Below are 13,382 nucleotides of genomic sequence, written 5' to 3' on the forward strand. Positions count from 1 at the left end.
GAGCTCAGGGCAGGCCGACGTGACCGGCGCGCATCTTCCACAGGTAGTACTTCTCGAAGGCGAGCTTGAAGGCGTGGTTCTGCGGCCCGGGGACCAGCACGCCGTGCTTGCGCGGCGGCAGCATCCGGTCGGCGAGGATGAGGACGCCGTTGTTCCCCGCGTCCATCACGCAGACGGCGGGGATCTCGCCGAAGCTCTTGTGGGCGGCGGGCGCCCCGCCCATCACCTGGGCCGCGATGTTGCGGGCGGCGACGTGTGCCATCTGCTCGGTGGGCAGGCCGGTCTTCGGCACGCCGACCGGGGTGGGCGTGGTCCACGGGGCCTGCACGGCGGCCGCCAGGCCGACAGCGTAGACGTCGTCCCAGAGCAGGGTCTGGTAGGTGTCGCGCACCTCGACGAAGCCGGCCGGGTTGGTCAGGCCCGGGGTCGCGGTGAGGAACTCCTGCCCGGCGAACGGCGGCACGATCATCGCGAACGAGAACGGGATCTTGCTGCCGTCCGTGGTGACCACCGCGCCGTCGTCGACCGCCGCGATGGCGGTGTTCGTCCGGGCCGCGATGTTCTCCTTCTTGAGGAACATGCCGAGCAGTTGCTCACCGTGCGGCAGCCCGCCGATGCCGAAGTGGCCGAGGAACGGCTCCGCCGTCACGTACGTGATCCTGGTCTGCTTCTTCAGGCCCGCCCTCCGCAACTGGTACGCCGTGTTGAAGAGGAATTCGTAGGCGGCGCCGAAGCAGCTCGCGCCCTGGGTCGCGCCGATCACGACCTCGCCCGGATCCTCGCGGAACCGCCGCCACGCCTCGCCGGTGCGGATCGCGCCGTCCAGCGAGGTGATCGTGTGCGAGTTCTCCGCGAGACCGTCGACGGCGTCGAGGCTCTCCCGCGCTCCCGTGGCGATCAGCAGGTGATCGTACGGATGGACGCGGCCCGACGCGGTGCGCACGGTGTGCGCCCGCGGATCGATCAGGGTGGCCGCGTCCCGGCGGAACTCCACGCCGGCCGCCTCCAGGGTCGGCCCCACCGGGAAGGTGATGCCGGCACGGTCGCGTTTGCCGAACGGCAGCCAGATCAGCGACGGGCTGAACAGGAAATGGTCGCGATCGCCGAGCACCGTCACGTCGGCCAGCTCGCGCAGTTCGCGTTTCACAGCGATCGCGCCGGTCAACCCGCCGAAGTTCGCACCGAGAACCAGGATTTTCGCGCGCATGACGCCTCCGATCTCCGGGCCTCACGCGCAACGGTAGGACGCACGATCGGGCGACGAACAGGGCCACAGGTCCTGCCGTGACCGGCCTCCGCGGGTACATGATGGACCGGTGAGCGGGGACCCGGGTTACGCGGTGCGGCCGTGGCAGGTGCCCGAGACCCGCCTCGACCCCGATCTGCTGGCCCGATCCGAATCGATCTTCGCGCTCTCCAACGGCTATCTCGGCCTGCGCGGCAACCTCGACGAGGGCGATCCGCACGCCGTGCCGGGCACCTACCTGAACTCGTTCTACGAACTGCGGCCGCTGCCGTACGCGGAGGGCGGGTACGGCTACCCGGAGTCCGGGCAGACGGTCGTGAACGTCACCAACGGCAAGGTGATCCGCCTGCTGGTGGACGACGAGCCGTTCGACGTCCGCGACGGGCGCCTGGTGCACCACGAGCGGGTGCTCGACCTGCGCGACGGGGTGCTGCGACGCGACGTGACGTGGGAGTCGGCGGCCGGGCGCACGGTCCGGGTGCGCTCCACCCGGCTGGTGTCATTCGTGCAACGCTCGATCGCCGCGATCGCGTACGAGGTGGAGCCGCTGGACGCCCCGGCCCGGGTGATCGTCCAGTCCGAGCTGGTGGCGAACGAGGCGCTGCCGGGGCCGCTGCGTGATCCGCGGGTGTCCGCGGTGCTCCGGGCGCCGCTGCAGGCCGAAGAGCATCACGCATCGGGGACCGGGGCGGTGCTGGTGCACGTCACCCGGGAGAGTGGCCTGCGGGTGGCCGCCGCCATGGACCACCTGGTGCAGGGGCCGGCCGGGCTGCGGTGGGACTGTGAGTCGGATCCGGACCTGGCCCGGCTGACGGTCGTCTGCCGGTTGGCGCCCGGACAACGGCTGCGGCTGGTCAAGTTCGTGGCGTACGGCTGGTCGAGCCGGCGGTCGCCGCCGGCTCTCCGCGATCAGGTCGCGGCGGCGATCGAGGGTGCCCGGCTGGAGGGCTGGGACGGCCTGCTGCGCTCGCAGCGGGCCTACCTCGACGAGTTCTGGGACGGCGCGGACATCGAGGTGGACGGTGACGCCGAGGTGCAACAGGCGGCCCGGTTCGCCATGTTCCACGTGCTGCAGGCCGGCGCCCGCGCCGACCGGCGGCCGATCCCGGCCAAAGGGCTGACCGGCCCCGGCTACGACGGACATGCCTTCTGGGACACCGAACGGTTCGTGCTCCCGGTGCTCACCTACGTGCAGCCCGCCGCCGCGGCCGGCGCCCTGCGCTGGCGGCACGCCACCCTCGATCCGGCGCGCGAGCGGGCGGTCACGCTCGGGTGGGCGGGTGCGGCGTTCCCGTGGCGCACCATTCGCGGGCAGGAGTGCTCCGGGTACTGGCCGGCCGGCACCGCGGCGGTGCACCTGGCCGCCGACATCGCCGACGCCGTGGTCCGCTACGTCAACGCGACCGGTGACGAGGCGTTCGACCGGGACACCGGCGTCGAACTGCTGGTGGAGACCGCACGGTTGTGGGCGTCGTTCGGTCACCACGACCGGGACGGCGTCTTCCACCTGCACGGCGTCACCGGCCCGGACGAGTACACGGCGGTCGCGGACGACAACGTCTACACCAACCTGATGGCCCGGCGGAACCTGATGGCCGCCGCGGCCGCGGCGGCACGCCATCCGGACCGTGCCGCCGCTCTCGCGGTCGGCGAGGCCGAGACCCGGGCGTGGCGGGCCGCGGCGGCGGCCATGTGCATTCCGTACGACGACAAGCTCGGCGTACACCCGCAGGTCCGCGGGTTCACTCTGATGAAGGAGTGGAACTTCGCCGGGACCGGTCCCACCGACTACCCGCTCATGCTGCACTTCCCCTACCTGGAGCTGTACCGCACCCAGGTGGTCAAGCAGGCGGACCTGGTGCTCGCCATGCACTGGTGCGGTGACGAGTTCACCGCCGGCGACAAGGCGCGCAACTTCGCCTACTACGAGCCGCGTACGGTCCGCGACTCCTCGCTGTCGGCGTGCACCCAGGCGGTGCTCGCCGCCGAGCTGGGCCATCTGGACCTCGCGCACGACTACATCGGTGAGGCCGTGCTGATGGATCTGCACGACCTGCACCGCAACACCCGTGACGGGGTGCACATCGCGTCACTGGCCGGGGCGTGGCTCGCACTGGTGGCCGGGCTTGGCGGGATGCGCGACCACGGCGGCCGGCTCTCCTTCACGCCCCGGCTGCCCGACCGGATCCACCGGCTCGCGTTCTCCCTGCTGTGGCGGGGGACGCGCCTGCACGTCACGGTCCGCCCGCACGAGGCCGTCTACTCGCTCGCCGGCGACGACCGTGGCGCCGCGCTGCGGCTCTGGCACTACGACGAGCCGCTGACCGTCACCACGGCGGCGCCGGTGACCCGGCCGCTGCGCGAGACCGCCCCCGCGCCGGAGGCACCGGTTCAGCCGCCGGGCCGCAGCCCGGCGCGCCGTCGGGACCTTCGCCCCTGACCGGACCGGCTTCCCGGGCGCACGCTGAGGGGATACAGCGTGGTTGGGGGTAGCCATGAGCACCCGGGGAACGGTTCTGGTCGGCACGGACGGCTCGGTCACGGCGCAGGAGGCGGTGCGCTGGGCGGCGGTGGAGGCGCAGCGCCGCGAGGTCACCCTGACCGTCCTGTACGCGTACGAGGACGAATGGCCGACCATGCCCGGCATGCTCCCGCAACGGACGGTCGAAGCCGCACGCGACCACGCCGAGGTGGTGGTGAGCGGCGCGCGGCTCGCCGTACAGCAGATCGCGCCGGGGCTCACCGTGCACACCGAGGCGATTCCCGGTGACCCGGCGGCCGTGCTCGTGCGTCAGGCCGGCACGGCCGGGTTGATGGTGGTGGGGCACCGTGGCGACGGCGGATTCACCAGTCTGATGCTGGGCTCGGTGGGCCACAGCGTCGCCGCCCACGCGTCCTGCCCGGTGGCCGTGGTCCGCGGCCGGTCGATGGCGGCGAGCGGGCCGGTTGCGGTGAGCGCCGACGGCGCGCCCGGCAGCGACACGGCGATCGAGTCCGCGTTCGCCGAGGCCAACGCCCGCGGCGCGGCAGTGCTGGCGGTCCGCGCCTACCGGGAGCCGATGCCGCCGGTGACGCCGGGACTGCCGACACTGCGGCTGGTGTCTCCGGCCGAGCACGAGAAGTCTCTCACTGACGAGCTCGAGGCCCGGCTGGCGCCGTGGCGCCGGGAGTTCCCGGCCGTGCCGGTCGGCACGGTGATCAGCGCCGGAAGTGTGGCCCGGCTGCTGGTCGGCGCCTCGCACCAGGCACAGCTCGTGGTGGTCAGCCACTACGGGCCGGCGTGGTCGCAACTTCTTCACCACGCAGATTGCCCGGTGCTGATAGTTCGCAAGTGACCAGCGAAGGAGCCATCCGATGTCACCGACCGCCGCCGAGATCTGGGATGCCGTAGCCCGGTGCTCGTTCGCCGTCATCAGCCATGTGACCCCCTCCGGCGCTCCCCGATCGAGCGGCGTCGTCTACACCGTCTCCGGCGATCGGATGTACGTCGTGGTGGCCGAGAGCAGCTGGAAGGCCCGGCACATCCGTGACGAGGGGCTGATCGCCGTCACCGTCCCGGTGCGCCGCGGCGGACTGCTGTCGCTGCTCACGCCGATACCGCCGGCGACGGTCAGTTTCCCGGCCGTGGCGACGATCCATCCCGCGGCCCTGCTCGACGACATCCCGCGCCTCGCCACCCTGGTGCCGCCGCAACGGCGCTCCGGCTGCGCGGTCCTGGAGATCCGGCCGAACGGCCACTTCGTGACGTACGGCATCGGCGTGCCGTTGCTGCGAATGCGGGACCCGCAGCGGTCCCGGGCCCGGGTGCCGGTCCGGACAGGCCCGGCCGCGGCACACGGACCGGTGAAGGAGCCGTGATGGCGCCGATACCCGCCCCCGCGGTCCTCCGCCCCGCCCCGCCGGAGCCGGTGGCCGTAGCCGAGTCGCGCCGGCAGGCCCGGCTGCTGGCCATCGCGCACGCCGGCACCGCACCCGATCTCTCAGCGACCGCGGAGCAGGTACGTGATGCCCTGCGCCGCCGCTGGGACGCGACCCTCGCCGGGTTGCGGCCGTACCGCGGCGAGGTCCTGCGCCGGGAATCCGTGACCGAAGTAGAGCAGCGGGCACACCGGTTCCTGGCCGGGCGCGCAGCGCTGTTCGCCGCCCGCATCGATCGTGGACGACCCGACGACCTGATCGCGGAGCTCGCGGCCCGGGCGATGGATCTCGAGCGTCGCGGCGGGGATCGGGCGGCCGGACAGTTCCTCGACTGGTACGCGCGGTTCGGCGGCGACCCCGTCCCGGCGGCGCTGCTGCACCTTCACCTCGCCTACCAGGGTCTCGCCCGGGTCCGGGCGGGGTGTCTGCGTCATGCCCGGGGTGACCGATCGGCAGCCGCGGACGTCACCGCGTTCACCGATCTGACGCTGCGACATCTACGGACGGGAACGGTGCGCCTCATCCTGGTGGGCGGCCCGTCCGGCGCCGGCCGGTCGCTTGCCGCCGGACGGCTTGCGGACGAACTGGGCGCCGTCGTGCTCAGCAGCGACCGGATCCGCCGGGAGATCGCCGGGCTCGACCCGCACATCAGCGTCGGTGCGGCGTACCGCGAGGGAATCCACACCACCGAGTGGACCGAGCGCACCTACGCGGAGCTGCTGTGGCGGGCCGATCACCTGCTCCGGCGCGCGGAGACGGTGGTCCTGGACGCTTCGTGGCGGCGGCGACGCCATCGCCTGGCGGCGCGGGCGATCGGGGCCGCCACCTACACCGCGCTGACGGAGTTGTGCTGCGCCACCGCGCCGGGGGCGGCAGACGACGACTGGCCCGAAGCGCACGTTATCGAGGCGGAGACCGGCGACGGCGGGCTGCGGCAGGCGATGCGCGTCGTCACGGTCGTGCCGGCTACCGGTGAGCACGGAAGAGCACAGCGATGGACGACCGACTAGTTCCGGCGGTGGACCGGCTCGGCGCCCGGCCGGTTTTGCAGCGTCTCGGCGTCCTCCACGAGCCGGAAGGCCCGCTGCCCTCCGACACCGCCGAGGTCGCCGCGGTGCTGGCCGACCCGGGCTTCGCAGCGCAGCTCGACGTGCTCGCCGCAACCCTCGGCCGCGACCCGGGCCAGGTGCGCCGCGAGGCAGCCGGTCATCTGCGCGAGATGGGAGCCACCCACACCCGGCGCGCCACCCATGACTGGGCGCGGTTCAGCCACTGGCTGGCCCGGGCACACGACCTGATCCTCGACCCCGGGCAGGCGCAGCGGCTGCGGGCGCTGGATCGCAAGCAGTCGCTGCTCTTCCCGTTCTCGCACCGCTCGTATCTTGACGGGGTCACGGTGCCGGCAGCGATCTCGCAAAACGGCATCTCGCCGGCGTTCGTGCTGGCCGGCGCGAATCTCGACGTCTTCCCGTTCAACCATCTGCTGCGCCGCTCGGGCTTCGTCTACGTCCGGCGGTCCACGGCCGACCTGCCGGTCTACCGGCTCGCCCTGCGGTGCTACATCGCCCGGCTCATCCGCAACCGGCGCAATCTGTGCTGGTCCATCGAGGGTGGCCGGACCCGCACCGGCAAGCTACGGCCACCCTCGTACGGGGTGCTGCGCTACGTCGTCGACGCGCTCGGCGCCACCACCGGCGAGCAGGCGCTGATCGTCCCGGTGTCGGTGGTGTACGAACAGTTGCACGAGGTCCCGCTGATGACCGGCGAGGCACGGGGCGGCAGCAAGCGCCCGGAGGATCTGCGCTGGCTGTGGGCGTTCGGGCGGTCGCAGCGGGAGCGTTTCGGCCGGGCGTACCTGGAGTTCGGCGAACCGGTCTCGCTGCGCGAGCGGCTGGATCAGCTGCGCGACGAGACGCGGGTGGTGGAACGGATCGCCCTGGAGACCTGCCACCGCATCAACCGGGCCACGCCGGTGACCGGCACGGCCGTGGTGTGCCTGGCGCTGCTGGCCGCCGATCGTGCGCTGACCCTGGACGAGGTGCTGGACACGGTGGCCCCACTGGCCCGGTATCTCGCCCGGCGGGGACGGCCGGTGGCCGGCGCCGCGGATCTGACCCACCGGGCGACCATCCACCGTACCCTTGATGATCTTGATCGGTCCGGGGTCCTGACCGGCTACGCCGCCGGAACCGAAGCGGTCTGGGGCATCGCGCCGGGCCAACATCTGGTCGCCGCGTTCTACCGCAACACCGCGGTGCACGTGCTGGTGAACCGGGCGATCGGCGAGCTGGCCCTGACCGCCGCGATCGAGCACGACGACGGGCTGGCGACCGCCTCCCGAGAGGCGCTGCGCCTGCGTGACCTGCTGAAATTCGACTTCTTCTTCCCGGCCCGGACGCAGTTCGCGCACGAGATGGCCGCCGAGCTCGCGCTCGCCGACGAGACCGGCGGTGGCGAGTTGCACGAGTTCACCGCGGCCGACGCCCGGCGCTGGCTCAACGGCGGCACGCCGCTCGTCGCGCACCTGGTGCTGCGGCCGTTCCTGGACGCCTACCACGTGGTGGCGGATCGGCTGGCGGCCGCGGAGGACGACGAGCCGTTCGACGACGCACGGTTCCTCGACGAATGCCTGCGGGTGGGACGCCAGTGGGCGCTGCAGCGGCGCCTGGCCAGCGAGGAGTCGGTGTCGCTGGAGCTGTTCAAGCCGGCGCTGCAGCTGGCCCGGCACCGCGGTCTGGTCACCCCGGGCGGCCCGGCGCCGGCTCATCGCCGGTCGGCCTTCCTGGACGAGGTACGCACAATCCTGCGCCGCCTCGACACGATCGCTCAGCTGGCCCGGGCGCAGAAAGGATGATCAGCCCACCGGGATGGGACTTTGCACCCTGGCCCGCCGATATCGACGCGCATGACGATGGCAGGGACGGCACAGGTGCGGAAAGGGGCTGTGATGACACCGAACACCCCGGCCGGGGCTCCGGCAGTGGACGCGCTCACCTCGGACGGCGGCGTCGTGTCGATCCGGCCCATCGTGCCGGCGGACCGGGCCGCGGTCACCGCCCTGTACGCGAACGCCTCCGGGGAGAACCTGCGGCTGCGGTTCTTCGCCCGGCCCGGATCGGGCACACTCACCGCCGAGGCCGACCGGCTGTGCTTCCCGGACCCCCGGCACACCATCGCGATCCTGGCCCACGAGGGTGATGACCTGGTCGGGGTCGCTTCCTGTGAGCGGCTCGGCGAGGAGCCGCGGGCCGAGTTCGCCGTCTTCGTCGCGGACCGGCACCACGGCCGCGGCATCGGGACGCTGCTGCTGGAGCATCTCAGTGTCCGCGCCCGTCACCAGGGCATCACCGAACTGATCGGCGAGGTGCTGCCCGGCAACCGCGACATGCTGCGGGTGGCACGGGACCTGAGTTCCCGGGCGGACAGCCACTTCGACCGCGGCGTCGTCGACGTGAGCCTGCGGCTGGGCGACGACGAGCAGACGTTCGACGCGGTGGACCGGCGCGACCGCATCGCCGAGCGGGCCTCCCTGCGGCCGCTGCTGTGCCCGGACTCGGTGGCGGTCGCCGGAGCCGGGCGGCTCCCCGGCGGGGTGGGCCACGAGACCCTGCGGGCGCTGCGGGAGTTCGGCTTCCCCGGGGCGCTCTACGCCGTCAACCGGACCGGCACCCCGATCTGCGGGGCGCCCGGCTACCGCAGCCTGCGGGATCTGCCCTCCCCGGTCGATCTGCTGGTGATCGCCGTCCCGGCCGATCAGGTCCCCGCCGTCCTCGCCGACGGCGCCGCCACGGGCGTCCGCGCCGCCGTCATCCTGAGCGCGGGATTCGGCGAGACCGGCCCGGCCGGGCAGCGCCGCCAGGACGACCTGGTGCGGCTGGCCCGATCGCACGGCATCCGGCTGGCCGGCCCGAACTGCATCGGCGTGATCAACACCGATCCCGCCGTGCGCCTGAACGCGAGTTTTGCCCCGGCGTCCCCGCCGCCCGGCGGCCTGGCCGTCGCGACCCAGTCCGGCGCGGTCGCGGTCGCCGTGATGGAGCATGCGGGTCGTACCGGCTGCGGCGTCTCCACCCTGGTCTCCCTGGGCAACAAGGCGGACGTCAGCGGCAACGACCTGATCGCCTACTGGCACGACGACCCGGCCACCCGCGCTGTCGCGCTGTACCTCGAGTCGTTCGGCAACCCGCGCAAGTTCGCGCGCACCGTGCGGCAACTCGCCCGCCGCAAGCCGGTTCTGGCCATCAAGAGCGGCCGTTCCGACGCCGGGCGGCGGGCCGGCGCCTCGCACACGGCGGCCGCCGCCGCGCCGGCCGCCACGGTGGACACCCTGTTCGCTCAGGCGGGGGTGATCCGCACCGAGGCCCTCGGCGAGATGCTGGACGCGGCCCGCCTGCTCACCGGGCAACCGCTGCCGGCCGGGTCCCGGCTGGCCGTCGTCGGCAACGCGGGCGGGCTCAACGTGCTCGCCGCCGACGCGGCCGAGGCCCGCGGTCTGCGGGTTCCGCCGCTCGCCGACGACGTGCGGCGACGCGTCAGCGCCCAGGCGGCGAGCGGGGACAACCCCATCGACCTCGGCGCCGGCGCGACACCGGAGGCGTTCGCCGCCGCCGTCGCCGCGGTCGCCGACGGCGATGCCGCCGACATGCTGCTGCTCGTGCTCGTCGGCACCCGCGCCAACCGTCCGGCCGAGATCCTGGCCGCCGTAGCGCCGGTGCTCGACCGCCACCCGGGTCTCCCGGTCGCCGCCGTGCTGACCGGGGTCCGTCCGACGTGCCGGATCGGCTCCCGTGACCTGCCGGTCTACGAATTCCCCGAGCAGGCGGTCCGGGCGCTGGCGCACGCGTCGTCGTACGCGGCCTGGCGGCGGGAACCCCCGGGGCGGCACGCCGATCCGGACGGCATCGACCCGGCCGCGGCCGGCGAGGCGATCGCCACCGCCATGTCCGCGACGGACGGCTGGCAGCCGTACGAGCGGACCGCCGAGATCCTGGCGACCTACGGCATCACGATTCTACCCGCCACCTCGGCCGCCGACGCCGGCGCCGCGGTCCGCGCTGCCGCCCGGGCCGGGTACCCGGTCGTGCTCAAATCCGCCGACCCGCAGCTGGTGCACAAGAGCGACACCGGCGGGGTACGCGTCGGCCTGGCCGGCGCGGACCAGGTCCGATCCGCGTTCGCCGGGGTCGCCGCGGCCGGCCGGCCCGGATATGGCGTGCTCGTCCAGCACCAGCGTCATGCCCCGGTGGAACTGGTGGCCGGGCTGGTGCACGACCCGCTCTTCGGCTCCCTGGTGCTGCTCGGCCTCGGCGGGGTGCACACCGACCTGCTCGGCGACCGGTCCCTGCGGCTGGTGCCGATGACCGATCTCGACGCCGGCCGGATGTGGCGTTCGCTGCGCGGCGCGCCCCTGCTCACCGGGTACCGCGGCGGCCCGCCCGTGGACACCGCCGCGCTGGAGGACCTGCTGCTGCGGCTGAGCCGGCTCGCCGAGGACCACCCGCAGGTCGCCGAGCTGGACCTCAACCCGGTGCTCGCCGGCCCGGACGGTCTCGTGGCCGTCGACGCGAAGCTGCGGCTGGCCCCGGTGGGCCCGGAACCCGACCCGGTGCTGCGGGGCCTTCGGCCGGCCTCGGGCCGGTGAGCTCCCCGCGTACGAAAGAAGATCTGACCGCGACGCGGCGCGGCCGGGACCGGAAGTCCCGGCCGCGCCGTCAGGGTGGTTGATCATCGATGGGCGAGCCGGTCCATCTCGGCGCGGATGGCCTCCTCGGACGGCTCGGAGCCGACCAGCACGTCCCAGGCGTGGAAGATCACCCCGATGCCCCAGCCGAACAGCGGGAACATCGGCCAGAAGAACCCGTCCGGGGTGGTCAGCCACCAGATCACGATCAGGAACGCGTTGGACAGCACGTAGGCCAGCACGTGGGCCCCGAGCTCGCGGCGTTTGCGCAGGCGGGTGACCGCCACCTCACGCAGGCCATCCGGCCTCTCCGGTGATGCCGTCATCGCTCTCTCCTTTCGGCGATGGACGTCCGGACACCTTCACTGTCGCGCGGCGGCATGGCCCGGCACAGGGCCGGAAGGCCCCCGGCGCGGGTCCGCGGGACCGGCCCAGCCGCGAACCGCGTGCCCGGTGACCGCCGCCATCGTGACCGCCATCAGCAGGCCACCGGCCACCCCGATCGCCACGATCAGCGGCAGCGGCTGTCCCGGCTGCCACAACGGGGTGCTGAACAGCGTGAAGACGATGAGCCCGGCCAACCAGGCGGCGGCGCTGTACGCGATCCACCGCCCGGCGCGCGGGACGCGGCCGCGCAGCACCGTCCACTGCGCGACCCCGATCGTGTTGAGCAGCACCAGCGCGAGCAGCCCGGCCACGGGGATCAGCACGGCCGGCGGCCAGCCGGTCCAGACGTCGCTGAACGTCGACGGTAGCAACCCGGCCGCGTACGCGAGGACCGCTGCCGCCGCGGTGCGAACCACCCATCGGCGGCAGGGGAAGCCGCGGAGAACACGGCGCAGCACCACTGCCTGGCCCCAGCCGAGCATCAGCCCCTCCACGGCGCCCGCGGCCAGCAGCGCCGGCACCGACACGGACACCGACGCGCCGGCGGTGAGGGCGCCGGCCACGGCCGGGACCGCGAAACCGATCATCTCCGCCGCCGTCACGGTCACCACCCAGCGCTGCCACAGTGTCATGACGGCCTCAGCCCAGCTCCTTCTTGAGGACCTTGCCGGCGCCGCTGAGCGGCAGGCTGTCGCGGAACTCGATCAGGCGCGGATATTTGTACGCGGCGAGGCGCTCCCGGCAGTACCCGATGATCTCCTCCGGGTCCGGCGCCGGACCCGGTCGCGGCACCACGAAGGCCTTGACCTCCTCGCCGAGCCGGGGGTCGGCGACGCCGACGACGGCGGCCATCAGCACGCCGGGGTGCCGGTGCAGCACCTCCTCCACCTCGCGGGGGTAGACGTTGTACCCGCCCCGGATGATCAGCTCCTTCTTGCGGTCGACGATGAACAGGTAGCCGTCGTCGTCGAAGTATCCGAGGTCGCCGGTGTGGAACCAGCCACCGGCGAACGCCTCCGCGGTGGCCTGCGGCCGGTCATGGTAGCCGCGCATGGTGTGGTAGCCGCGGGTGACCACCTCCCCGACGTTGCCGGCCCCCGGAGGCAGCCGCCGCCCGTCCGGGTCCCAGATCTGCACCTCGACTCCCCAGACCGGGCGTCCCACGCTGTAGGCGCGCCGGTCCTGCGGACTCACGTTGAACGTGATGGTGGCCGCGGTCTCGGTCATGCCGTATCCCTCGAGGATGGGCACGCCGAAGCGTTCCTCGAACGCGTCCAGGGTCTGGGCGGGGATCGCGTCGCCACCGGAGATGCAGACCCGCAGGGACGACGTGTCGTAGCGGTCGTCGTGCGGCTGGGCGAGCAGGGCGGTGAACATGGTGGGCACGCCGTCGAAGATGGTGGCGCGGTCGCGGGTCACGGCGGTCAGCACGGCGTGCGGCGTGAACCGGGGCACCAGCGACAGCGCGGCGCCGAAGCGGACACCCACGTTCATGGTGCTCGACATGCCGAAGACGTGGAACAGCGGCAGCGCCGTGATCACCACGTCGTCGGATCTGATGTCGAACAGCCGGCCCGGGATGTCGGCGTTGAGGTAGAGCTGCAGATTCGTCAGTTCGGCGCCTTTCGGCAGGCCGGTGGTGCCAGAGGTGTAGACGATGGCGGCGATGTCCCCACCGTCGCGGTCGGCCAGCGGCCAGGTCTGCTCGCACGGGACGGTCAGCTCGGTGAACGGCTGTGCCGCGGTGCCGTCCACCGGGCCGACGCTGTAGATGCCGGTGAGCCCGGCCTCGGCGGCGCCTTTCGCGGCCTCCTCCAGCGCCCCGCTCCAGGTGATCAGCAGCCGGGACTGGGAGTCGGTCAGCTGGTAGGCGATCTCCGGCGCGCGCAGCAGCACGTTGAGGGGGACCACCACGGCGCCGGCCTTGAGGATGCCGAAGTAGGCGATCGGGAATTGCGGGATGTTGGGCAGGTGCAGGGCCACCCGGTCACCGGGCTGCACGCCCCGGCGGGTGAGGGCGGCGGCGACCGCGTCGGACAGCGTGTCCAGGTCGCGGTAGCTGATCGTGCCGCCGTCGTACATGATCGCCGGTCGCTCGGGCTCGGCGGTGGCGGACTCGCGCAGGATCACTGCCAGGTTCAGCATGGTCGG

General features: G+C 73.0%; 10 protein-coding genes. 6 read left to right on the forward strand and 4 right to left on the reverse strand.

The annotated features are described in order from the left end of the window. Positions 1 to 4: 4 nt before the first annotated feature. Positions 5 to 1,207 carry an FAD-dependent oxidoreductase gene (locus AB0G10_RS13965; RefSeq protein WP_360919925.1) on the reverse strand — a complete coding sequence of 401 codons (1,203 nt, stop codon included), beginning with the start codon at positions 1,205 to 1,207 and terminating at the stop codon, positions 5 to 7. A gap of 109 nt (positions 1,208 to 1,316) precedes the next feature. On the opposite strand from AB0G10_RS13965, the gene AB0G10_RS13970 reads away from it, so the two are divergent. The 6 genes from AB0G10_RS13970 (at position 1,317) to AB0G10_RS13995 (ending at position 10,805) form a co-directional block, all read left to right on the forward strand. Next, complete coding sequence (locus AB0G10_RS13970) at positions 1,317 to 3,686, forward strand: glycosyl hydrolase family 65 protein (protein WP_360919928.1); 2,370 nt, start codon at positions 1,317 to 1,319, stop codon at positions 3,684 to 3,686. A 55-nt stretch (positions 3,687 to 3,741) separates the two neighbouring features. After that, positions 3,742 to 4,581 (forward strand): universal stress protein, encoded by an 840-nt coding sequence (locus AB0G10_RS13975; protein WP_360919931.1) that lies wholly within the window; start codon positions 3,742 to 3,744, stop codon positions 4,579 to 4,581. Between the two features lie 19 nt (positions 4,582 to 4,600). Then, a complete protein-coding gene (locus tag AB0G10_RS13980) occupies positions 4,601 to 5,104 on the forward strand; it encodes a pyridoxamine 5'-phosphate oxidase family protein (protein ID WP_360919934.1) in 504 nt (167 codons plus the stop codon). After that, positions 5,104 to 6,174 carry an AAA family ATPase gene (locus tag AB0G10_RS13985; RefSeq protein ID WP_360919937.1) on the forward strand — a complete coding sequence of 357 codons (1,071 nt, stop codon included), beginning with the start codon at positions 5,104 to 5,106 and terminating at the stop codon, positions 6,172 to 6,174. The genes AB0G10_RS13980 and AB0G10_RS13985 overlap by 1 nt, the downstream gene beginning before the upstream one ends. Further along, positions 6,159 to 8,018: a lysophospholipid acyltransferase gene (locus AB0G10_RS13990; RefSeq protein WP_360919939.1), complete on the forward strand. Its 1,860-nt coding sequence runs from the start codon at positions 6,159 to 6,161 to the stop codon at positions 8,016 to 8,018. Before AB0G10_RS13985 ends, AB0G10_RS13990 begins: the two co-directional genes overlap by 16 nt. Before the next feature lie 93 nt (positions 8,019 to 8,111). After that, on the forward strand, positions 8,112 to 10,805 hold the full coding sequence (locus AB0G10_RS13995) for a GNAT family N-acetyltransferase (RefSeq protein WP_360919942.1): 2,694 nt from the start codon (positions 8,112 to 8,114) through the stop codon (positions 10,803 to 10,805). Between the two features lie 83 nt (positions 10,806 to 10,888). Here AB0G10_RS13995 and AB0G10_RS14000 read toward each other — a convergent pair whose 3' ends face one another. Genes AB0G10_RS14000 through AB0G10_RS14010 form a run of 3 tightly spaced genes read right to left on the reverse strand, consistent with a single transcriptional unit; the run spans position 10,889 to position 13,376 of the window. Beyond that, positions 10,889 to 11,170, reverse strand: coding sequence for a 2TM domain-containing protein (locus AB0G10_RS14000; RefSeq protein ID WP_360919945.1), 282 nt, complete (start codon positions 11,168 to 11,170; stop codon positions 10,889 to 10,891). Positions 11,171 to 11,206: 36 nt separating this feature from the next. Beyond that, positions 11,207 to 11,863, reverse strand: coding sequence for a hypothetical protein (locus AB0G10_RS14005; RefSeq protein WP_360919949.1), 657 nt, complete (start codon positions 11,861 to 11,863; stop codon positions 11,207 to 11,209). Positions 11,864 to 11,870: 7 nt separating this feature from the next. Then, complete coding sequence (locus tag AB0G10_RS14010; RefSeq protein ID WP_360919952.1) at positions 11,871 to 13,376, reverse strand: long-chain fatty acid--CoA ligase; 1,506 nt, start codon at positions 13,374 to 13,376, stop codon at positions 11,871 to 11,873. Positions 13,377 to 13,382: the final 6 nt, after the last annotated feature.

The sequence above is a fragment of the Actinoplanes sp. NPDC023714 genome (assembly GCF_040639855.1).
Classification (GTDB): domain Bacteria; phylum Actinomycetota; class Actinomycetes; order Mycobacteriales; family Micromonosporaceae; genus Actinoplanes.